The organism is Pseudomonas sp. KCJK9058 (assembly GCF_046230975.1).
GTDB classification, from domain to species: Bacteria; Pseudomonadota; Gammaproteobacteria; order Pseudomonadales; family Pseudomonadaceae; genus Aquipseudomonas; species Aquipseudomonas alloputida.
On record NZ_JBJJLR010000024.1, the window covers coordinates 18,500 to 39,798 of the forward strand.

The 21,299-nt window shown below is 62.6% G+C and carries 18 protein-coding genes; 2 read left to right on the plus strand and 16 right to left on the minus strand.

The features are described from left to right. Window positions 1-176: 176 nt before the first annotated feature. Together ACK59Z_RS14495 and ACK59Z_RS14500 are read right to left on the minus strand one after the other, a co-directional pair. The gene (locus tag ACK59Z_RS14495) at window positions 177-926 is read right to left on the minus strand and encodes a tetratricopeptide repeat protein (RefSeq protein WP_004577174.1); all 750 of its coding nucleotides are present in this window, start codon (window positions 924-926) and stop codon (window positions 177-179) included. A 3-nt stretch (window positions 927-929) separates the two neighbouring features. Further along, entirely contained in the window at window positions 930-1,610 is a 681-nt protein-coding gene (locus tag ACK59Z_RS14500; protein WP_409293312.1) for a Fe2+-dependent dioxygenase, read from the minus strand. Window positions 1,611-1,831: 221 nt separating this feature from the next. Here ACK59Z_RS14500 and ACK59Z_RS14505 point away from each other — a divergent pair, with 221 nt between their 5' ends. Together ACK59Z_RS14505 and ACK59Z_RS14510 are read left to right on the plus strand one after the other, a co-directional pair. Continuing rightward, window positions 1,832-4,123, plus strand: a complete 2,292-nt coding sequence (locus ACK59Z_RS14505) for a TonB-dependent siderophore receptor (RefSeq protein ID WP_108191793.1) — start codon at window positions 1,832-1,834, stop codon at window positions 4,121-4,123. Window positions 4,124-4,351: 228 nt separating this feature from the next. Further along, complete coding sequence (locus tag ACK59Z_RS14510; protein ID WP_409293314.1) at window positions 4,352-6,904, plus strand: PepSY domain-containing protein; 2,553 nt, start codon at window positions 4,352-4,354, stop codon at window positions 6,902-6,904. Window positions 6,905-7,487: 583 nt separating this feature from the next. Here ACK59Z_RS14510 and ACK59Z_RS14515 read toward each other — a convergent pair. The 14 genes from ACK59Z_RS14515 to hscA form a co-directional block, all read right to left on the minus strand. Continuing rightward, window positions 7,488-8,279 (minus strand): amidohydrolase, encoded by a 792-nt coding sequence (locus ACK59Z_RS14515; protein WP_003248510.1) that lies wholly within the window; start codon window positions 8,277-8,279, stop codon window positions 7,488-7,490. Further along, complete coding sequence (locus ACK59Z_RS14520; protein WP_108191795.1) at window positions 8,267-9,415, minus strand: pyridoxal phosphate-dependent aminotransferase; 1,149 nt, start codon at window positions 9,413-9,415, stop codon at window positions 8,267-8,269. Before ACK59Z_RS14520 ends, ACK59Z_RS14515 begins: the two co-directional genes overlap by 13 nt. 151 nt (window positions 9,416-9,566) lie before the next feature. After that, on the minus strand, window positions 9,567-11,030 hold the full coding sequence (der, locus tag ACK59Z_RS14525; RefSeq protein WP_003248512.1) for a ribosome biogenesis GTPase Der: 1,464 nt from the start codon (window positions 11,028-11,030) through the stop codon (window positions 9,567-9,569). 116 nt (window positions 11,031-11,146) lie between these two features. Further along, window positions 11,147-12,289 carry an outer membrane protein assembly factor BamB gene (gene bamB, locus ACK59Z_RS14530; RefSeq protein ID WP_003248513.1) on the minus strand — a complete coding sequence of 381 codons (1,143 nt, stop codon included), beginning with the start codon at window positions 12,287-12,289 and terminating at the stop codon, window positions 11,147-11,149. Beyond that, window positions 12,290-12,931 (minus strand): tetratricopeptide repeat protein, encoded by a 642-nt coding sequence (locus ACK59Z_RS14535; protein ID WP_003248514.1) that lies wholly within the window; start codon window positions 12,929-12,931, stop codon window positions 12,290-12,292. Window positions 12,932-12,970: 39 nt separating this feature from the next. After that, a complete protein-coding gene (gene hisS / locus ACK59Z_RS14540; RefSeq protein ID WP_003248516.1) occupies window positions 12,971-14,260 on the minus strand; it encodes a histidine--tRNA ligase in 1,290 nt (429 codons plus the stop codon). Window positions 14,261-14,285: 25 nt separating this feature from the next. Next, window positions 14,286-15,395: a flavodoxin-dependent (E)-4-hydroxy-3-methylbut-2-enyl-diphosphate synthase gene (gene ispG / locus ACK59Z_RS14545; protein WP_003248517.1), complete on the minus strand. Its 1,110-nt coding sequence runs from the start codon at window positions 15,393-15,395 to the stop codon at window positions 14,286-14,288. 3 nt (window positions 15,396-15,398) lie between these two features. Beyond that, window positions 15,399-16,415 (minus strand): RodZ domain-containing protein, encoded by a 1,017-nt coding sequence (locus tag ACK59Z_RS14550; RefSeq protein ID WP_108191798.1) that lies wholly within the window; start codon window positions 16,413-16,415, stop codon window positions 15,399-15,401. Further along, window positions 16,412-17,173 carry a type IV pilus biogenesis/stability protein PilW gene (gene pilW / locus ACK59Z_RS14555; protein WP_003248522.1) on the minus strand — a complete coding sequence of 254 codons (762 nt, stop codon included), beginning with the start codon at window positions 17,171-17,173 and terminating at the stop codon, window positions 16,412-16,414. Before pilW ends, ACK59Z_RS14550 begins: the two co-directional genes overlap by 4 nt. A 14-nt stretch (window positions 17,174-17,187) precedes the next feature. Beyond that, window positions 17,188-18,333, minus strand: coding sequence for a 23S rRNA (adenine(2503)-C(2))-methyltransferase RlmN (rlmN, locus tag ACK59Z_RS14560; RefSeq protein ID WP_003248524.1), 1,146 nt, complete (start codon window positions 18,331-18,333; stop codon window positions 17,188-17,190). A 28-nt stretch (window positions 18,334-18,361) separates the two neighbouring features. After that, window positions 18,362-18,787: a nucleoside-diphosphate kinase gene (gene ndk, locus ACK59Z_RS14565; protein ID WP_108191799.1), complete on the minus strand. Its 426-nt coding sequence runs from the start codon at window positions 18,785-18,787 to the stop codon at window positions 18,362-18,364. An 88-nt stretch (window positions 18,788-18,875) separates the two neighbouring features. Then, window positions 18,876-19,076: a Fe-S cluster assembly protein IscX gene (gene iscX, locus ACK59Z_RS14570; protein ID WP_003248529.1), complete on the minus strand. Its 201-nt coding sequence runs from the start codon at window positions 19,074-19,076 to the stop codon at window positions 18,876-18,878. Between the two features lie 10 nt (window positions 19,077-19,086). Continuing rightward, entirely contained in the window at window positions 19,087-19,428 is a 342-nt protein-coding gene (gene fdx / locus ACK59Z_RS14575) for an ISC system 2Fe-2S type ferredoxin (RefSeq protein WP_012051250.1), read from the minus strand. A 3-nt stretch (window positions 19,429-19,431) separates the two neighbouring features. Further along, a complete protein-coding gene (gene hscA / locus ACK59Z_RS14580; protein ID WP_014755387.1) occupies window positions 19,432-21,294 on the minus strand; it encodes a Fe-S protein assembly chaperone HscA in 1,863 nt (620 codons plus the stop codon). Window positions 21,295-21,299 lie beyond the last annotated feature (5 nt).

Below are 21,299 nucleotides of genomic sequence, written 5' to 3' on the forward strand. Positions count from 1 at the left end.
AACGGTGAACGGCCAGTGGAAATTGGCTGGCAGGCACGGCCCTTTCGCGGGTGAACCCGCTCCTACGACGGCCTGTGCCGAACCCCACGATGCGTGTGTAGGCGCGGGTTTACCCGCGAATACGGTGGCGGCGGCAACGGTGAACGGCCAGTGGAAATTGGCCAGCACAGTCAACCTCACTCACCACGCCGTTCGATCTCCTCGGCATAGCGCCCGGCAAAGGCCATGAGCATCGGCCCCGCCTTCTGCAAAGTCACCAGTGCAGCGCGCAGGAAGTTCATGTTGCCCTCGATCCGCGCCCGCTCCAGCCAAGGCGCGGCCTCCGCCACCTGGCCACGTTCGACCAGCACCAGCGCCAGGCTGAACATCCCACGAAAATCCCCCGCCTCGGCCGAACGCCGATACCAGCGCACCGCCCGCGCCGGGCTGGGTGCCGTGGCAATGCCCTGCTCCAGGTAACGCCCATACAGGTTCATCGATTTGGCATGCCCCAGCTGCGCAGCCTTCTCGTAGCACATCAGTGCCTGCGCCTGATTGGCCGGCACCCCACGCCCGGTCGCCAGAAGGTTGCCCAGGTTATACAGGCCCCAGTCCAAACCCGAATCGGCCGCACGGGCGTAGTGAACGGCCGCCTGCACCAAACTCACCTCGCCGCCCCAGCCATGCTCCAGGCAACGCCCGAGCATGTTGTGCGCCATGGCACTGCCACCCTGTGCAGCGATACCGAACCAACGCCGGGCAACCGTGGCATCCTGCTGGATGCCACGCCCATCCAGCAGGATCTGCCCCAGCAGCAACTGCGCCTCGACCGCGCCCTGCCCCGCTGCCGCCAGAATCGCCTGGGCGGCCTTGCCAGGGGTTTCCTCGAGCATGGCCTGCAAGCCGGCCACATCCACTACTTCCTCACGTCGCAGCAGGTAGGACACGGCTCAGACCTCAGCCCAGCGGCGCAGCAAGTTATGGTAGGTGCCCGTCAGCTGCAACAGCGAAGGATGGTCCGGCACATCGGCGGTCAGTTGCTGGATGGCGTTGTCCATCTCGAACAGCAGCGTCCGCTGGCTGTCATCGCGCACCAGGCTCTGGGTCCAGAAGAACGCGGCATAGCGTTGGCCACGGGTCACTGGGTTGACCTTGTGCAGGCTTGTGCCGGGGTACAGCACCATGTCACCGGCGGCCAGCTTGACCTGCTGCACGCCATAGGTGTCCTGGATCACCAGCTCACCGCCGTCGTAGCTTTGCGGGTCACTGAGGAACAGCGTGGAAGACAGGTCGGTACGCACCCGCTCCGGGCTGCCCTTGGGCTGGCGCAGGGCGTTGTCGATATGGAAACCGAAGTTGCCGCCTTCGCGGTAGCAGTTGATCAACGGCGGGAACACCTTGTGCGGCAAGGCTGCCGACATGAAGCGTGGGGTTTTCCACAGGCGGTCGATCAGCGCACTGCCGATTTCCTTGGCCAGCGCATGACCTTCCGGCAACTGCAGGTTGTGCTTGGCCTTGGCCGACTGATAACCCGCCGTAACCTTGCCATCGGCCCAGTCGGCCCGCTCCAGCGCCTCGCAGATACGGGCCAGTTCATCAGCGTCGAACAGGCCTGGGATGTGAAGCAGCATGGCAACGGCACCGTTAGGAAATGTAAAGGCGCAATGATATTGATTCCCTTTTGCGCTACACAAGCCCCATTCGCCACTTAAGACGTTTCAGCGGCATGAAACCGTAAAGACAAATTGTAAAGATTGTAAATTCTTCACGAATGGTAACGAGTCTCAATTGTTAGTCAAAATTGCTTACATTAAGATCCACCGCCTCAATACCTTGGGGAAGGTTCTTTGCAATGCGCCAGTACGTACCATCTGCTGTGAGTTCGCCACGCCTGATCGTGTCTGCCATCGGTGTCGCCCTGAGTGCCTCGTCGGTCTATGCCGCCGATCCGGCCGCCAGCAGCGCCATCACCCTCGATGCCACCAGCGTCAACGGCAAGGCTGAACAAGCCAGCACCGATTACAAGGTGGACAAGGCCGCCTCGCAGAAGTACACCGCGCCGCTGGTAGACACCCCGCGCTCGATAACCGTGATCCCGCAGCAAGTGATCAAGGACACCAACGCCCTGACCCTGCAGGATGCCCTGCGCACCGTGCCAGGCATTACTTTCGGCGCTGGCGAAGGCGGCAACCCACAAGGTGACCGCCCGTTCATCCGCGGCTTCGACGCCCAGGGCGATACTTACCTGGACGGCGTACGTGACACTGGCGCCCAAACCCGCGAAATCTTCGCCATCGAATCTGTTGAAGTGGCCAAGGGGCCGAACTCGGCCATCGGTGGCCGCGGCGCGGCCGGCGGTACCATCAACCTGGTAAGCAAGCGCGCGCATCTGGGCAACTCGCTGGACGGCGCCTGGACCTGGGGCAGCGACCAGACCCAGCGCTACACCTTCGATGGCAACTACCAGTTCAGCGATACCGTTGCCGGTCGCCTGAACCTGATGACCCACGAAAGCAACGTCGCCGGCCGCGACAAGGTCAACTACGACCGCTGGGGTATCGCCCCGTCGCTGGCCTTTGGCCTGGGCACGCCGACCCGCGTCAACCTTGACTACTACCACCTGGAAAGCGACGACCTGCCGGATTCGGGTATCCCTTACACCATCCCGACCAACGGCAGCGCCGGGCGCACCTCGGCACACCCGAGCAAGCCGAATGATGGCGGCGACAGTGACAACTTCTATGGCCTGACCGGCCGCGACTTCCGCAAGACCCGAGTGGATATCGCAACCTTCGCCGTCGAGCACGACCTGACCGACTCGCTGACCATCAAGAACACCCTGCGTCACGGCAACAGCATGCAGGACTACATCCTGACCCAGCCCGACGACAGCAAGGGCAACGTCAACAACGGCAGTGTCTGGCGCCGCGCCAACACCCGTGTCGGCAACACCGCCACTACCACCAACCAGACCGATCTGTTCGGCGAGTTCTACGTTGGCGGCATGAAAAACAGCTTCTCGACTGGTATAGAACTGAGCCGTGAAGAGAGCGAGCGCTCAAGCTACACCGTCGACACCGACACCGTGCCAGGCGGGTCTGCCAACAGCAACTGCACCCCAGGCATGATCGGCGCCACCAGTGGCTATAACTGCACTTCGCTGAGCAACCCGAACCCGGATGATCCATGGAACGGCGCCATCTCGCGCAACTATGCCGGCACCACCACCAACAGCAAGACCCGTGCAATCTACGTGTTCGACACCCTGGAGCTTACCCCGGAGTGGCTGGTCAACATGGGCCTGCGCTACGACCACTTTGACACCGACTACAAGACCTACAACGCCGCTGGCACCACCACCGCCAAAGGCAAAGATGTCAGCGAGTTCGTCACCGGCCAGCTGGGTCTGGTGTGGAAGCCGGCCGAAAACGGCAGCATCTATGTGTCCTATGCCACCTCCGCCACGCCGCCTGGCGCCATGCTTGGCGAAGGTACCGAAGGCAACCCGCTGGGCGGCACGCCAGACCGTAACGGCAACCTGCTGGGCAGCGACATGGAGCCGGAAGAAACCACCAACTACGAGATCGGTACCAAGTGGGACCTGCTTGACCAGCGTCTGTCGCTGGCTGCCGCGCTGTTCCGCACCGAGAAGGAAAACGCCCGGGTCCAGGTCAACACCAATACCTACGAGAACATTGGCGAGACCCGGGTTCAAGGTATCGAACTGTCGGCCAGCGGCAAGCTGACCGACAAGTGGCAGGTGTTCGCCGGCTACACCTACATGGAGGCTCGCCAGATCGACGGCGGCCCGGTGGGCAAGGCCAACGACGGCAACCAGCTGCCGAACACGCCAAACAACAGCGCCAGCCTGTGGACCACCTACTCGATCACGCCAAAGCTGACCGTTGGCGGTGGTGCGTTCTACGTGGATGACGTGTACGGCAGCGTGGCCAACACCACCATGGTCGACAGCTACGTACGCTACGACGCCATGGCCGCCTACAAGCTGACCAAGAACGTCGACCTGCAACTGAACGTGCAGAACCTGACCAACGAGGTGTACTACGACAAGGCCTTCTCCACCCACTTCGCCAACCAGGCGGCCGGGCGGACGGCACTGCTGACCACCAGCGTGCACTTCTGATGTCTGGGTTGGGTTGATCTGTTGAAGGGCTGCGCCTGTGCCGGCCCTTTCGCGGCCAAAGCCGCTCCTGCGTTGCCGGTGCAGGAGCGGCCTTAGCCGCGAAGAGGCCCGCACAGACAACACGAAAAGCAGCCCACCCGGCCCCGTTCATTCCCGTGAGCGGGGCTTTTGCGTATCAAGGCATAATGCACGCCGCGCGGGTCGCGGCAGCAACTCAAGGTGAAAGACGTGGTGAAGAAGACGCTGTTCCAATTGCACTGGTTCTTTGGCATCACCGCTGGCCTGGTGCTGGCCTTGATGGGCATTACCGGGGCGCTGTACTCGTTCCAGGAAGAACTGCTGCGCGCATTCAATGCCGATGTACTCAAGGTAGAAGTACGCGCCGAAGGCGTGCTACCGCCGGCCGAGCTGGTTAAGCGGGTCGAAGCCCAGCAACACGACAAAGTCTCGATGCTGTGGGTCGATGTGCGCGAAGGCAACGCTGCACGGATCTTCTTCATGCCCGCACCGGGTGAACGCCGTGGCGAGCTGCGCTATGCCGACCCGTACACCGGCGAACTCAAGGGCGAAGCGGCCGGGCAAGGCTTCTTCAACCTCATGCTCAAGCTGCACCGCTTCCTCGCCATGGGCGATACTGGCCGGCAAATCACCGGGGCCTGCACCCTGATGCTGGTGTTCTTCTGCCTGTCCGGCCTTTACCTGCGCTGGCCGCGTAAAGCGCTGGACTGGCGCACCTGGCTGACCTTCGACTGGGCCAAGAAAGGCCGCGCCTTCAACTGGGACCTGCACGCCGTTGCCGGCACCTGGTGCCTGCTGTTCTATCTTCTGTTCGCCCTGACCGGGCTGTTCTGGTCCTATGAGTGGTACCGTGAAGGCCTGAACAAGCTGCTGGCCGACGCGCCAGCCGCGGGCCAGCAGCAAAAACGAGGTGAAGGCCGTGGCCGGCACGAGCCGCAAACAGTCGACAGGAATGCGCCACCGCTGGTGGTGGACTACGACGCCATCTGGGCCAACCTCCAGGAGGCCGCAGGCCCAGGCCTGTCCACCTACAACCTGCGCCTGCCACCTGCTGGCGGTCAGCCGGCCAACCTGTTCTACCTGCTCGACAACGCCGCGCACCCACGTGCCTTCAATACCCTGGTCCTTGACCCGGCCACCGGCCAAGTTAAGAAGCACGATCGCTACACCGACAAGTCATTCAAGGCGCAGTTGCTGCAGAGTGTTTACGCCTTGCACGTCGGCGAATACTTCGGCTTGCCGGGGCGCATCATCGTCACCATCGCCAGCCTCACCATGCCGTTGTTCTTCGTCACCGGCTGGCTGCTGTACCTCGACCGCCGCCGCAAGAAACGTCAGGTGCGCGCAGCCCGTGGCAACGTCGCCAACAGCGGCACTGGCGACGGCTGGCTGATCGGCTTCGCCAGCCAGAGTGGCTTTGCCGAACAGTTGGCCTGGCAGAGTGCCGAGCAGCTGCAGGCAGCTGGCCAGCCGGTTCAGGTGCGCGCCCTTGCCGAGCTGGGTGAAAACGACCTGCGCCAGGCCCATCGCGCGCTCTTCGTGGTGAGTACATTCGGCGACGGCGAAGCGCCCGACAGCGCTCGCGCCTTCGAGCGCAAGGTGCTCGGCCAGCCTTGGGCACTGAACAACCTCAACTATGCCCTGCTCGCCCTCGGTGATCGTCAGTACCCGCACTTCTGCGGTTTCGCTCGTCGTCTCCAGGCGTGGCTGGGGGAGCGCGGTGCCAGCAGTGCATTCAGCCCGGTGGAAGTGGACAACGCCGACCAGGCCGCCCTGCAGCAATGGCAGCAGGAACTGGCGCAACTGACGGGCGTCCAGCCGGTGGCCGCCTGGCAGCCGCCAACCTTTGCCAACTGGTCGCTCGTGCGCCGCAAACTGCTCAACCCCGGCAGCCAAGGCCAACCGGTGTACCTGCTTGGCCTGCAGGCTGCAGAACCTGCAAGCTGGGAAGCCGGCGACCTGGTGGAGGTACTGCCGCTGAATGGGCAGCCACGGATCGACGCGTTCCTCAAGGGCATGGCACTGGACGCCAGCAGCCAGGTGCAGGTGAATGGCCTGAGTGAAACCCTTGCCCAGGCACTCGCTGGCCGCCAACTGCCGACGCGCCGCGACCACCTGATCGGCTTGCAGCCACAAGCGCTGGTCGATGCACTGGTGCCAATCGGTTGCCGCGAGTACTCCATTGCCTCGATCGCCAGCGATGGTGTGCTGGAGCTGATCGTGCGCCAGGAACGCCACCCCGACGGCAGCCTTGGCTTGGGCTCTGGCTGGCTGACCGAATACCTGCCAATGAATGGCACCCTGAGCCTGCGCCTGCGGCGTAACAGTGGCTTCCATCTGCCTGAGGCTGCTGCGCCGATGATCCTGATCGGCAACGGCACTGGCCTGGCGGGCCTTCGCAGCCTGTTGCGCGCGCGGGTCAATGCCGGTGAGCAGCGCAACTGGCTGTTGTTCGGCGAGCGTAATCGGGCGCATGACTTGCTGTGTGGCGATGAGCTGCACGCTTGGCTGGACAACGGTGACCTGGCACGGCTGGACCTGGCGTTCTCGCGCGATCAGGCTGAGAAGGTGTATGTGCAGGACGTGATGCTGGAGCAGGCCGAGGACTTCAAGCGCTGGGTGGCCGACGGGGCTTGCGTGTATGTCTGCGGCAGCCTGCAAGGCATGGCGGCGGGGGTGGATGCGGCGCTCAAAGGCATGCTGGGTGAAGCTGCTGTACAGCAGTTGATCGAGGATGGGCGGTATCGGCGGGATGTGTATTGATCGGTGTGTAGGAGCGGGTTTACCCGCGAATACGGTGGCGGCGGCAACGGTGAACGGCCGGTGGAAATTGGCCAGCAGGGCCGGCCTCTTCGCGGGTAAACCCGCTCCTACGACGGCCTTTCCCCGACCACCGATACGTGTGTAGGCGCGGGTTTACCCGCGAATACGGTGGCGGTGGCAACGGTGAACGGCCGGTGGAAATTGGCTGGCAGGGCCGGCCCTTTCGCGGGTGAACCCGCTCCTACGGTGGCCTGTGACCCGCCGATACGTGTGTAGGCGCGGGTTTACCCGCGAATACGGTGGCGGCGGCAACGGTGAACGGCCGGTGGAAATTGGCCAGCAGGGCCGGCCCTTTCGCGGGTGAACCCGCTCCTACACAACGGCCTGTGACCAACCACCGATACGTGTGTAGGAGCGGGTTTACCCGCGAATACGGTGGCGGCGGCAATGGTGAACGACAGGTGGAAATTGGCCAGCAGGGCCGGCCCTTTCGCGGGTGAACCCGCTCCTACACAACGGCCTGTGACCAACCGCCGATGCGTGTGTAGGAGCGGGTTTACCCGCGAAGAGGCCGGCCCTGCTGTCAGTGCAGCTCGAAGGTATCGGCATCCAGGTTGGCCGGGAACTTGGCCCGGTACGCCGCCAGTTCCGCCGCGCTCAGTACTGCAGTGAACACCCCGTCCGCCTCCCCGGCACTGAGCAGGCTCTCACCCTGGAAATCCAGCACCTGGCTGTCACCAGAGTAAGCAAAGCCTTTACCGTCCGTGCCCACCCGGTTCACCGCCGCCACATAGCACAGGTTTTCGATGCCCCGCGCCGGCAGCAGGCGGTTCCAGTGCTGGCGACGCGCGGCCGGCCAGTTGGCGGTGTACAGCAGCAGGTCGGTGTCCTGGGCGTCACGGCTCCACACAGGGAAGCGCAGGTCGTAGCAGATCAGCGGGCGAATCCGCCAGCCCTTGACCTCGAACTGCACCTGCCGCTCGCCTGGGGTGTAATGTTTGTGCTCACCGGCCATGCGGAACAGGTGGCGCTTGTCGTAGTGCAGAATCTCGCCGTCCGGCCGCGCCCACAACAGGCGGTTGCGGTGGCTGCCATCGGCGGCCTGGATGATCACACTGCCGGTAATCACCGCATTGTGCTTCTTGGCCTGTGCCTTCAGCCATTTGTAGGTCGGACCGTTCTCCGGCTCGCACAGGCTTTCCGATTGCATCGAAAAACCGGTGGTAAACATTTCCGGCAGGATCACCAGGTCAACCTCACCCACCTGCTCCAGCAGCACCTCGAAGTGCGCATAGTTGGCCTCGCGGTCGTGCCAGGCCAAGGTGGTTTGCACCAGGGCGACTTTCAGGTTCGGCAGTGTACTCAGATCGCGCATAGTCTTTCCGCTGCCTGACGCAGCGTCTCCTCTCGTTTGGCAAAGCACAGGCGCACCAGGCGTTGCTCGGGGATGGGTTGCTGGTAGAACACCGATACCGGAATGGTTGCCACGCCATGTTCGCGGGTAAGCCACAGCGACATGTCGACATCGTTCAGGTCCGGACGGATTTGCGAATAGTCCACCAGCTGGAAATAAGTGCCCGTCGTGCGGGTAAAGTTGAAACGCGAACCGTCCAGCAAACCGCAGAACAGGTCGCGCTTGGCCTGGTAAAAGGCTGGCAACTCATCAATATGCTCGGGGTGCCCGGCCATGAAGTCGGCCAAGGCACACTGCAGCGGCGTCACGCCACAGAAATTGACGTACTGGTGCACTTTGCGCAGCTCGGCGCTCAGGGCAGGCGGCGCGATCACGTAACCGGTCTTCCAGCCGGTAACGTGGTACGTCTTGCCGAAGGAACTGACCACGAAGGCACGCGAGTACAACTGCTCATGGGCCAGCACACTGGCGTGGCGTACACCGTCGTAGACCAGGTGCTCGTACACTTCATCGCTGACCAGGTAGATATCGCGGTCGGCAATAAGTGCGGCCAACTGGTCGAGGTCTTCGCGGGTGATCAACGCGCCGCTGGGGTTGTGTGGCGAGTTGAGGATGACCATGCGCGTGCGCGTGCTCAAAGCATCGCTGAATTTCTGCCAGTCGATACGGAAATCGCCGTCGCTCAACTGCACATGTACACAGCGACCACCGGCCAGCTCCACGGACGGCTCGTAACTGTCGTAGCAGGGGTCAAAGACGATCACTTCGTCACCGGCATGCACCACCGCCTGGATGGCACAGAAGATAGCCTCGGTGGCGCCGGGGGTGATAGTCACTTCCTGATCGGCATCCACCCTGGCCCCATACAGCCGCTCGACCTTGGCCGCCACCTGCTGGCGCAAGGCCGGCAGGCCGGTCATCGGCGAATACTGGTTATGCCCGGCAGCCACGTGCCGGCCCACTGCATCGAGCAGGGCCTGCGGGCCATTGAAGTCAGGAAAGCCCTGGGACAGGTTGAGCGCGCCAGTCTGCACGGCGAGCTGGGACATGGTGGTGAAGATGGTCGTGCCGACATTCGGCAGTTTGCTGCGGATCATGGAGCCCTCTTTCCTGGGGTATATCCGGCACGGGGTGGAGTCCGAGCATAGCGGATCGAGCGGTCAGGAAAAAGGTTGAAACAATAGGGGGATTGCTCTGGATCAAAGGGCGTCTGTGGGGGCAGCCTTGCCCGCCCCCACATGGCGCTGCTTAGCGTTTGTCGCGACGCTTCTTCTCGGCCTTCTTGTGGTGCGACATCAGGCGGCGTTTCTTGTTGACCTGGCGATCGGTAAGGGTGTTCTTCTTACCCTCGTACGGGTTCTCGCCGCCCTTGTACTCGATACGAATCGGCGTACCGACCAGTTTGAGCACCCGGCGATAGGTGTTTTCCAGGTAACGCGAGTACGACTTGGGAATGCTGTCGGTCTGGTTGCCGTGGATCACGATGAGCGGCGGGTTGGCACCGCCGAGGTGGGCATAGCGCAGCTTGATGCGGCGACCATTGACCATCGGCGGCTGGTGCTCGCTCACGGCATCTTCGAGGATCTGCGTCAGGCGGCTGGTCGGCCAGCGGGTGACCGCGGACTGGAACGCAGCCTGCACCGACTTGTACAAGTTGCCCACGCCCGTGCCATGCAGCGCAGAAATGAAGTGGATGTCAGCAAAATCGACGAAGAACAGCCGGCGCTCCAGCTCGGTCTTCACGTAGGCGCGCTCACCCGGCTCCATGCCATCCCACTTGTTCAGGGCAATGACGATGGCGCGACCGGCTTCAAGGGCAAAGCCCAGCAGGTTCAGGTCATGGTCGACCACACCTTCGCGGGCATCCATGACGAAGATGACGACGTTGGCGTCCTTGATCGCCTGCAGCGTCTTCACCACCGAGAACTTCTCGACTTCCTCGTGGATCTTGCCGCGCTTACGCACACCGGCGGTGTCGATGAAGGTGTACTTGTCACCATCACGCTCGAACGGGATGTAGATACTGTCACGGGTGGTGCCCGGCTCGTCGTAGACCACCACACGCTCTTCGCCGAGCATGCGGTTGACCAGCGTCGACTTGCCAACGTTCGGGCGGCCGATGATAGCGATCTTGATGCCATCCTTCTCGCTCGGGCCAGGAATGCGCACGGCTTCCTCACCTTCAGCAACATCCTGTTCGAGAGCTTCGTCTTCGGCATCACGCGGCAGGTGACCGAGCACGGCCTCCATCAAGGCGCTGATACCCCGGCCCTGGGAGCCTGCCACCGGAATGGCGTTGCCCATGCCCATTGGCGAGAATTCGGCGCGGGCAACGTCGGGGTCGATGTTGTCGATCTTGTTGGCAACCAGGATCGCGGCCTTGTTCCGCTTGCGCAGGTGCTCGGCGATCATCTGGTCTGCTGCGGTCATGCCCGCTCGGGCATCAACCAGGAACAGCACGTAGTCGGCTTCTTCGATGGCCATGAGCGACTGCTCGGCCATTTTTTCGTCCATGCCCACTTCGTCACCGGTGATACCACCGGTGTCGATCAGGATGAAGGAACGACCCTGCCAGCTGGCATCACCATACTGGCGGTCACGGGTCAGGCCCGACAGGTCACCGACGATGGCATCGCGGGTCTTGGTCAGGCGGTTGAACATGGTGGATTTGCCGACGTTCGGGCGGCCCACCAGGGCAATTACGGGAACCATCGGCTCTCCACTCTCGAATTCTTGAAAATGCAAAGGCCGCTGCAAGGCAGCGGCCGGAGTTTGGGCGGCGTGTCCTACGCCGCGGCTTGAAGCCCGCCAAGGCTTCAAGCATAGCTTCAGCGGATGGTCAGTGCCTCGAGCTTGCCGCTGTTGCCGAAGACATAGATGGTGTCGCCGACCACAAGTGGGCGGGCGCGCAGGCCATCGCTGTCGATACGCTCACGGCCGACGAAGCGGCCATCCACCTGGCTCAGCAGGTGCAGGTAACCTTCAAAGTCACCCACAGCCACGTAGCTGCTGAACACTTCAGGGGCGGTCAACTGGCGGCGAGCCATGCTGTCGTTGCTCCACAGAGCACTGGAAGAGCGCTCATCCACACCTTCCACGGTACCCGAGGCTTCGCTGACGTAGACGTTACCGAAGCCCTGAGCGACACCCACATAGCTGGAAGCATCGCGCTGCCACAGCTCGCGGCCGCTTTCCAGGTCCAGGCCCGCTACACGGCCCTGGTAGGTGCTGACGTACAGGGTACCACCAGACAGCAGCAAGCCGCCGTCGATATCAACCACACGGTCCAGCTCGGAACGGCCCTTCGGGATGGCCACGCGGCTTTCCCACACCGGCACACCGTTGTTGATGTCAACCGCGACCACTTTGCCGGTGGACAGGCCGGCAACCGCCAGGCGGTTGGTGGCGATCGGCGCACCGGTGCCACGCAGCGTCAGCACGGCCGGGGAGTTTTCGTAGATCCAACGGCGGTCGCCAGTGGCGGCATCCAGGCCGATCAGGCGGTCGTCCTGGGTCTGCACCACCACCACGTCACCGTTGTTGGCAGGTGGGGCCAGCACTTCGCTGGTCACGCGCGAGCGCCAACGCTCCTCACCGGTGCTGGAGTCCAGAGCAATGACTTCACCCTTGAGGGTACCGAGCATGACCAGGCCATAGCCTACGCCAACTGCACCGGAAACCTGCAGCTCCAGGTCCTTCTTCCACACCACGTCACCCGTGATGCGGTCGAGGGCGAAGACTTCGCCGTTGACGTCGGAAGCGTAGATACGGTCGTTCTCGATGGCCGGTACCAGGGTGTTGTAGGTTTCACCCTGGCCGTCACCGATCGAACGGCTCCACTGCTTCTTCAGCACCACTTCCTCGGTGAACTTGGTCAGCTCGGCCGGGGGCAGTTCCTTCTTGCTGTTGCTGCTGCAACCTGCGGCCAGTACGGCCAGGGTCAGCACTGCTGCATGTTTCCAACCGATCACTTACGCGTCCCCTTTAGCCAGGTCATCCAGCTTCAATTGCAGGCCACCGACCGCCGCGTCATCGGACAGCGCAGCCTTGGCTTTTTCGTAAGCGCTGTGTGCGTCGTCGGCGCGACCCAGCTGCACCAGCAGGTCACCCTTCAACTCTTCACGGCTGGCCAGGAAGGCTTTGTCGGCGTCGCCGTCGAGCAGCTTGAGGGCATCCTCGGCCTTGTTCTGGGCTGCCAGTACGCGCGCCAGACGCTGACGCGAAATCTCGCCCAAGGTAACGTCGGCCGGTTTGTCCAGCACGCTTTTCAGCTCGGCTGCGGCGTCATCGAGCTTGCCGCTGTCGACCGCGACCTTGGCCACGAACAGGCTGCCGTACTGGGCGTAAGCGGTGCCGCCAAACTCGCTCTTGAGCTTGCCGGCCAGTTCCGCGACCTTGGTGGCGTCCGGCTGGCCGGTCGGTGTCAGGCTGGTTTCAATCAGCGCCTGATACAACTGCGAGGCACCTTGCGACTGGTTGGTCTGGTACTTGTGCCAGGTATTCCAGCCCAACACCACCACGCCAGCCAGTAATGCACCGGTCAGCAGCGGCTTGCCGTTGCGGTTCCACCAGTCCTTGACCCCTGCCAGGTCATCATCATCGGTACTCGACACCCCAATACTCCTTTTCGCCTATTCGCTTGTTGAACCGCGTTACGCCTGCGCGATCGCGGTTTCCAGGTGCTCTGCAAGAGCATCCCAGGCAATGTTCTGTTGTTCGCCCTGGCCACGCAGGGGCTTCAAGCCGATCTCTTGCTTGGCCAGCTCGTCGTCGCCGAGGATCAGGGCGAACAGTGCACCGCTCTTGTCGGCCTTCTTGAACTGGCTCTTGAAGCTGCCACCCCCGGCGTTGACAGCCAGGCGCAGGCCCGGCAAACGGTCGCGCAAGCCTTCGGACAGGCGCAGGCCTGCCAGCTCCGCCTGCTCGCCAAAGGCGCACAGGTAAACGTCGATCTGGCGGCTGATGGACTCCGGCACCTTGCCCAAGGTTTCCAACAGCAGGATCAGGCGCTCGATGCCCATGGCGAAACCAACGCCAGTGGTCGGCTTGCCACCCATCTGTTCGACCAGGCCGTCGTAACGGCCACCCGCGCACACCGTGCCCTGGGCGCCGAGCTTGTCGGTTACCCACTCGAACACGGTCTTGCTGTAATAGTCCAGGCCACGTACCAGCTTGGTGTTGATCACGAATGGAATACCGGCGGCGTCCAGGCGGGCCTTGAGGCCTTCGAAGTGCACGCGCGACTCTTCGTCCAGGTAGTCTTCCAGCTTCGGCGCCCCGACCAACACCGCCTGGGTGTTCTGGTCTTTGCTGTCGAGGATGCGCAGCGGGTTGCTCTTCAGGCGGCGCTGGCTGTCTTCGTCCAGTTGCTCCAGGCGCGCCGAGAGGAACTCGACCAGCGCGTCACGGTAGCGTGCGCGGGCTTCACTGGTGCCCAGGCTGTTGAGCTCCAGCTTGACCGCGTCCTGGATGCCCAGCAGGCCCCACAGGCGCCAGGTCAGCATGATCAGCTCGGCATCGATGTCCGGGCCGTCCAGGTTGAACACTTCCACGCCAATCTGGTGGAACTGACGGTAGCGGCCCTTCTGTGGGCGCTCGTGGCGGAACATCTGGCCGATGTACCACAGCTTCTGCACCTGACCGTTGCCGGTGATGCCGTGCTCGAGCACCGCTCGCACGCAGGCCGCGGTGCCTTCAGGGCGCAGGGTCAGCGAATCACCGTTGCGGTCCTCGAAGGTGTACATCTCTTTTTCGACGATGTCGGTCACTTCACCGATCGAGCGTTTGAACAGCTCGGTGAACTCGACGATCGGCGTGCGGATCTGGCTGTACCCGTAGGTGTCCAGCAGCCCGGCCACGGTGCCTTCGAAGTAGCGCCACAGCGGCGACTGTTCTGGCAGGATGTCGTTCATGCCACGGATGGCTTGCAGCGATTTGCTCACGAAAAGTCCTTACGAATTCGGTGTGTCAGCCACGGACGATCAGCGCCGCGTCAGCTTCGGCCTTTTCGGCCGCTTTCTGGCGGATGAGCTTTTCCAGCTCATCGACCAGGTTGTCATTGGTCAGTTTCTGCGCAGGCTTGCCGTCGATGTAGATCAGGTTCGGCGTGCCGCCGGTCAACCCGACATGGGCCTCCTTAGCTTCACCCGGGCCGTTGACCACGCAACCGATCACCGCCACATCCAGCGGCACCAGCAGGTCTTCCAGACGCCCTTCCAGCTCGTTCATGGTCTTGACCACATCGAAGTTCTGCCGCGAGCAGCTCGGGCAGGCGATGAAGTTGATGCCACGCGAACGCAGATGCAGCGACTTGAGGATGTCGTAGCCGACTTTCACTTCTTCGACCGGGTCGGCCGCCAGCGAGATGCGAATGGTATCGCCAATACCCTCGGCCAGCAGCATACCGAGGCCGACGGCGGACTTCACCGTCCCCGAACGCAGGCCACCGGCTTCAGTGATGCCCAGGTGCAGCGGTTGCACGATCTGCTTGGCCAGCAGACGGTAGGCTTCGACAGCCATGAACACGTCCGAGGCCTTGACGCTGACCTTGAAGTCCTGGAAATCCAGGCGATCGAGATGCTCGACGTGGCGCAGGGCCGACTCGACCAGTGCGGCCGGGGTCGGTTCGCCATACTTCTTCTGCAGGTCTTTTTCCAGCGAACCGGCGTTGACCCCGATACGAATCGGAATGCCGCGGTCGCGGGCGGCATCGACCACAGCGCGCACACGGTCTTCACGGCCGATGTTGCCCGGGTTGATCCGCAGGCAATCAACGCCCAGCTCGGCAACGCGCAGGGCAATCTTGTAGTCGAAATGGATGTCGGCGACCAGCGGCACGCTGACCCGTTGCTTGATCTTGCCAAACGCTTCGGCGGCGTCCATGTCCGGCACCGAGACACGCACGATGTCCACGCCAGCATCGACCAGTCGCTGGATTTGCGCCACGGTAGCAGCGACATCGTTGGTGTCGGTGTTGGTCATGCTCTGCACCGCGATGGGCGCATCACCACCCACCGGCACATTGCCAACCCAGATTTTGCGGGATTCGCGACGTTTGATCGGAGATTCGCCGTGCATGACTTACTGTCCCAACTTCAGGCGAGCAGTCTCGCCACTGGTGAATGGGGCAACATCGACGGCCTGGCCGTTGTAGCTGACCTGGGCGCCCCGGGCAAAGCCCAGGCGTACCGCGAATGGCGGCTTGCCGGTCAGCTCGAGGTTGTCCCCCTTGCGCTTGATGGCGCTGAACAGCACCTTGCCGTTGCCGTCGCTGACCTGGGTCCAGCAATCGGCGGTGAACTGGATGGCGACCTTGGCGCTGCCAGCTGGCACTGCGGCAGGCTCGGTGGCCGCCACGGCCGGTGCCGGTGCAGGTGCAGCAGTGGCCTGTACCGGAGGCGTAACCGGTGCAGGCGAAGCAGCAGGTGCGGGTTGCACCGGCGCTTGCCGTGCTGGAGCAGGCGCTGCGGCAATGGCGGCCTCAGAGCTTACCGGTGCTTGTTCAGCGGCAGCAGGCTGCTCGGCAGCGCCCTGCTCCAGCGCCAGCGGTGCACTTTCAGCTTGCTGGCCAGCGGAAACGGCCTGGTCTTCAGGCTCATCGAGCGGGTGAATCTGTGTGGTGCCGTCGGCGCTTTCGACCTCGACATGCTCCAGGGCAATCTTGGCCAGGTCCTTGCCCCGCAGGCTGCCCTGGTCCTGCCACCAGAAAAAGCCACCACCGACCACAGCCACCAGCAACAGCAAGCTGACGCCGCGCAGGATGTTGTGCGACAGACGCACAGGCTCTTCGATACGGCCCAGCGAATGCACGTCGCTGCCTTTGGCGTGGGTACCGGTGTAACGGTCGAAGGCGTCTACCAGGGCGGCCTGGTCGAGGTCCATCAGCTTGGCGTAGGCGCGAATGTAGCCACGAGCGAAAGTATGCCCGGGCAGCTTGTCGAAGGCGCCGGTTTCCACGTGGTTCAACGAACTGACAGTGAGGTTGAGCTTGCGGGCCACCTCGGCTTGAGACCAGTCCCGTTTCTCACGGGCCAGGCGCAAAAGCTCACCGGGGTTCTGGCCAGGCGCTACTGCTACTTCGGGGTGCGCGGCGTTCATCGTTGCTCCGACAGGTATTGCTGGTATTCCGGCGTACCGGGATAAAGTCGTTGTAATTGCTGGCCCAATTCGGCCAGTGCGCCCTGCTCGTCGAACACCCTGGCAAGGCGGCTGCCCAGCAGCAGGCTACGGGCGTCGTGGTCGCTCAACTGGCTGAAACGATCGTAGTAGTCCCGGGCCGGCACATAATGCCTGTTTTCGTAGGACAACTCAGCCATTTCCAGCAACGCTTTTGGTTGCCGCGGGTTGAGTTGTAACGCTTTCAACAAATACGCGTGCGCCTGATCGCGGCGTTCGAGCTTCAGGACGGTCAGGCCCAGATTTTCGTACACGCGTGAGCGCTCAGGATACAGGGTATCGGCACTGGCCTGGCGAAACATCTGCTTGGCTTCGGCAAATCGCCCCTGAGCATAAAGGAAACTGCCGTAATTGTTGCGAATTCGCGTGTCACCGCGGCTTATCAGCAAGGCCTTGCGAAAGTGTGCTTCGGCCAGCGCCGGCTCGCCTTCGGCTTGAAACACTACTGCCAGGGCGGCGTGCGCATCGACATCCTGGTCATTCAGCGCCAGGGCCTTTCCAAGCGGCGCCTTGGCCTGTTCGGTCAACCCTTGTTGCAAATAACCCAAGCCAAGCTGCACATAAGCCCGCCCCGCCTCCACCCTGCCCTGGCGGCTGGCCAAGGGGTCGCTCGCGCCGCCCGACACGCAGCCGGCCAGCAGCGAAAGCGCAAGGATCGACAGCGCGGCGCGCAGGCTCATGGGCAAGGTACCTGTCAGTGGCTGGCGGCGCTGTCTGGCAGTTCGACGTCCGCAGAAAGCTGGCGAACAGCGATGTAGCGCTCACTGCGGCGAGTACGGTCATTGACCTGGCCCACCAGCTGGCCACAGGCAGCGTCGATGTCGTCGCCGCGCGTGGTACGGGTGGTGACGTTGAAGCCACCGTGGTGCAGCAGGTCCTGGAAGCGACGAATGGCGTTGTTGCTCGGTCGCTCGTAGCCCGAATGCGGGAACGGGTTGAACGGGATCAGGTTGATCTTGCAGGGTACATCGCGCAACAGTTCGATCATCTGCGCGGCATGCTCGGGCTGGTCGTTGACGTCCTTGAGCAGGGTGTACTCGACGGTGAGCACGCGCTTGCCGCCCAAGGTGGACATGTAGCCCATGCACGATTCCAGCAGCATCTTCAGCGGGTACTTCTTGTTGATCGGTACCAGCTTGTTGCGCAGTTCGTCGTTCGGCGCATGCAGCGACAGGGCCAGCGACACGTCGATGTGCTTGGCGAGTTCGTCGATCATCGGCACCACGCCCGAGGTGGACAAGGTGACACGGCGCTTGGAAATGCCATAGCCAAGGTCATCCATCATGATTTTCATGGCGGCAATGACGTTGTCGAAGTTCAGCAAGGGCTCGCCCATGCCCATCATGACCACGTTGGTAATCGCGCGGTCGACTTTGGCAGGAACGGTCCCGAAGGATTTGTTGGCAAGCCACACCTGGCCGATCACTTCGGCGGCAGTGAGGTTGCTGTTGAAGCCTTGCTTGCCGGTGGAGCAGAAGCTGCAGTCCAGGGCACAGCCGGCTTGCGACGATACGCACAGGGTGCCACGGTCGTCGGTTGGAATATAGACGGTCTCGACGCAGCTGCCGGAGGCAACGCGGATCACCCATTTACGGGTGCCGTCGGCGGAAATGTCTTCACTGACCACTTCCGGTGGGCGTATTTCGGCAACGGCCTCGAGCTTTTCGCGCAAGACCTTGCCTACGTTGGTCATGGCCGCAAAGTCGGACACGCCAAAATGGTGAATCCATTTCATCACCTGGCCGGCACGGAAGCGCTTCTCCCCGATAGAGTCGAAGAATTGTTCCATTTCCGGCTGGGTCAGACCCAACAGGTTGATTTTGCCAGTAGATGTCGTCATGGATTCACCCTCACCCGTAAGCTTTCGCTTAGCGAGTGGTTACCTCGGTAGCAGCGAAGAAGTAAGCGATTTCGCGAGCAGCAGCAGCTTCGGAGTCCGAACCGTGAACGGCGTTGGCGTCGATCGACTCGGCGAAGTCAGCGCGGATGGTGCCGGCAGCAGCTTCTTTAGGGTTGGTAGCCCCCATCAGCTCACGGTTCTTGGCAATGGCGTTCTCGCCTTCCAGAACCTGGACAACGACCGGACCGGAAGTCATGAAGGCAACCAGGTCAGCGAAGAAGCCGCGCTCGCTGTGCTCAGCGTAGAAGCCTTCGGCTTCGGCTTTGGACAGTTGCTTCATTTTCGAGGCAACGATTTTCAGGCCGGCTTCTTCGAAGCGAGTGGTGATCTTGCCGATGACGTTTTTGGCAACAGCGTCAGGCTTGATGATGGAGAAAGTACGTTGAACAGCCATGGAAAACTCCAGAATATGAGTGTTACGAAAAATTAAACCCGCGAATTATACGCGGGTTCCGGGGGATTGCCTAACCTGCAAGTGACGCTTAGTCGGCTTCGTCGATCCAGGCGGCCTGGATTGCCTCGAGCACTTTCTCACCGCCGCGTGACGGATCGTCGCTGAACTCAGGCAACGCCAGCACCCAGCGGTGCAGGTCCACGAAATTCACATAACGAGGATCGACCTCAGGCTTGCTTTCTGCAAGCTGGATTGCGATCTCAAGTACATCAACCCATTTCAGACTCATGTACAGGCCCTCAGTGCGGTGCTTCGGCGGCATGGTTGAGCGAATACTTGGGGATCTCGATGGTCAGGTCTTCGTCAGCGACGAAAACCTGGCAACCAAGGCGCGATTGCGCTTCCAGGCCCCAGGCTTTGTCCAGCATGTCCTCTTCCAGCTCGTCAGCCTCTTCGAGCGAATCGAAGCCCTTGCGCACGATGCAGTGGCAAGTGGTACAGGCCTTGACGCCGCCGCAAGCGCTTTCCATCTCGATGTGGTGGTCGTGAGCCAACTCCAGGATGTTGGTCCCAGGCTCCACCTCCACGGTCAGCCCCTCGGGGCAGAACTTCTCATGCGGCAGGAATGTCACCAGCGGCATCGATTACTCCTCGATCTCATTCAGGTTGCGCCCGGCCAGTGCGGCTTTGACCGTCGAATCAAGGCGACGGGCGGCAAATGCATCGGTCACCTGCGACAGACGCTTGGTCTGTTGCTCGATGGCTGCGCCATCGGTGCCGGCCAGCAAATCACGTAGTTCTTGCATCTGGAATTCGATGGCGTCGCGCTCGTCACTGCTGAGCAGACGCTCGCCGTCGGCGTCCAGGGCGCCCTGTACCGCCTCGAGCAGCCGCTCGCCATCTACCTGATGCTCACGCAACTGGCGGGCGTGCTTGTCGGAACCGGCGTGCTCGAAGGAGTCCTTGAGCATGCGGGCGATTTCGCCGTCGGTCAGGCCGTAGGACGGCTTGACCTGAATGCTGGCTTCAACGCCCGAACCCAGCTCGCGGGCAGCGACGCTGAGCAGGCCATCGGCGTCCACCTGGAAGGTGACGCGGATTTTCGCAGCACCGGCAACCATGGCCGGAATGCCGCGCAACTCGAAGCGGGCCAGCGAACGGCAGTCACTGATCAGCTCGCGCTCGCCCTGCAGGACGTGGATCATCATGGCCGACTGGCCGTCTTTGTACGTGGTGAATTCCTGAGCACGCGCCACCGGAATGGTGGTGTTACGCGGGATCACTTTCTCCATCAGCCCGCCCATGGTCTCAAGACCAAGCGACAGCGGGATGACATCGAGCAGCAGCAGCTCGCCACCTTCGCGGCGGTTGCCGGCCAAGGTGTCAGCCTGGATGGCGGCACCGATGGCCACCACCTGGTCTGGGTCGATCGAGGTCAGCGGGGTGCGCCCGAACAGTGCACCGACGGCCTCACGCACACGCGGCACGCGGGTAGAACCACCGACCATGACTACGGCGCTGACCTCTTCCAGCTCAACACCACTGTCGCGCACCGCACGGCGGCAAGCCTTCAGGCTGCGGGCAACCAATGGTTCGATCATGGCTTCGAAGGCGCTGCGGGTCAGCTCACCGTGCCAGGCACCGTGGCTGACGTTGACCACGTCAGCGTCGGTCAGGGCCTCCTTGGCGGCGCAAGCGGTTTGCAGCAGCGCGCGCTGGGTAGCCGGGTCGAGGTCAGACGACAAACCCGCCTGTTCGATGATCCAGCCGGCAATAGTGTGATCGAAGTCATCCCCCCCAAGGGCGGTATCACCCCCGGTGGCCAGCACTTCGAATACGCCAGCGGTCAGGCGCAGGATGGAAATATCGAAAGTACCGCCGCCCAGATCATAGATGGCCACCACGCCTTCGGCGTTCTGGTCCAGGCCGTAGGCTACGGCGGCCGCAGTCGGTTCGTTGAGCAGGCGCAGCACGTTCAGGCCGGCCAGACGCGCAGCATCTTTGGTAGCCTGACGCTGGGCGTCATCGAAATAGGCCGGCACGGTGATCACCGCGCCTACCAGCTCGCCACCCAAGGTAGCTTCGGCACGTTCGCGCAACACCTTCAGGATGTCGGCAGACACTTCCACCGGGCTTTTCGGACCCTGCACGGTGTCGATGAACGGCATGTGCGACTCACCACCCACAAAGCGGTATGGCAGTTGCTCGCCCAGCTGCTTGACGTCGGCCAGGCCGCGCCCCATCAGGCGCTTGACCGACAGCACAGTGTTCAGCGGGTCGCTGGAGGCGGCGTCACGCGCAGCCTGCCCCACTTCGATACGCCCGTCGAGGTAGCGCACCGCGGACGGCAGAATGACGTTGCCCTGCGCGTCGGGCAGGGGCTCGCTGCGGCCGCTACGCAGTGCAGCGACCAGAGAGTTGGTGGTACCCAGGTCGATCCCCACCGCCAGGCGGCGCTGGTGAGGCTGAGGGCTTTGACCGGGTTCGGCAATCTGCAGTAGGGCCATGCTTA

Excerpts from the sequence above, each read along its gene's own strand:
- ACK59Z_RS14500 (WP_409293312.1), bottom strand. The coding sequence starts at position 1,610 with ATGCTGCTTCACATCCCAGGCCTGTTCGACGCTGATGAACTGGCCCGT.
- ACK59Z_RS14505 (WP_108191793.1), top strand. The coding sequence starts at position 1,832 with ATGCGCCAGTACGTACCATCTGCTGTGAGTTCGCCACGCCTGATCGTG.
- ACK59Z_RS14515 (WP_003248510.1), bottom strand. The coding sequence starts at position 8,279 with ATGCGCGATCTGAGTACACTGCCGAACCTGAAAGTCGCCCTGGTGCAA.
- ACK59Z_RS14520 (WP_108191795.1), bottom strand. The coding sequence starts at position 9,415 with ATGATCCGCAGCAAACTGCCGAATGTCGGCACGACCATCTTCACCACC.
- der (WP_003248512.1), bottom strand. The coding sequence starts at position 11,030 with ATGGTTCCCGTAATTGCCCTGGTGGGCCGCCCGAACGTCGGCAAATCC.
- ispG (WP_003248517.1), bottom strand. The coding sequence starts at position 15,395 with ATGCACGGCGAATCTCCGATCAAACGTCGCGAATCCCGCAAAATCTGG.
- ACK59Z_RS14550 (WP_108191798.1), bottom strand. The coding sequence starts at position 16,415 with ATGAACGCCGCGCACCCCGAAGTAGCAGTAGCGCCTGGCCAGAACCCC.
- pilW (WP_003248522.1), bottom strand. The coding sequence starts at position 17,173 with ATGAGCCTGCGCGCCGCGCTGTCGATCCTTGCGCTTTCGCTGCTGGCC.
- rlmN (WP_003248524.1), bottom strand. The coding sequence starts at position 18,333 with ATGACGACATCTACTGGCAAAATCAACCTGTTGGGTCTGACCCAGCCG.
- ndk (WP_108191799.1), bottom strand. The coding sequence starts at position 18,787 with ATGGCTGTTCAACGTACTTTCTCCATCATCAAGCCTGACGCTGTTGCC.
- iscX (WP_003248529.1), bottom strand. The coding sequence starts at position 19,076 with ATGAGTCTGAAATGGGTTGATGTACTTGAGATCGCAATCCAGCTTGCA.
- fdx (WP_012051250.1), bottom strand. The coding sequence starts at position 19,428 with ATGCCGCTGGTGACATTCCTGCCGCATGAGAAGTTCTGCCCCGAGGGG.
- hscA (WP_014755387.1), bottom strand. The coding sequence starts at position 21,294 with ATGGCCCTACTGCAGATTGCCGAACCCGGTCAAAGCCCTCAGCCTCAC.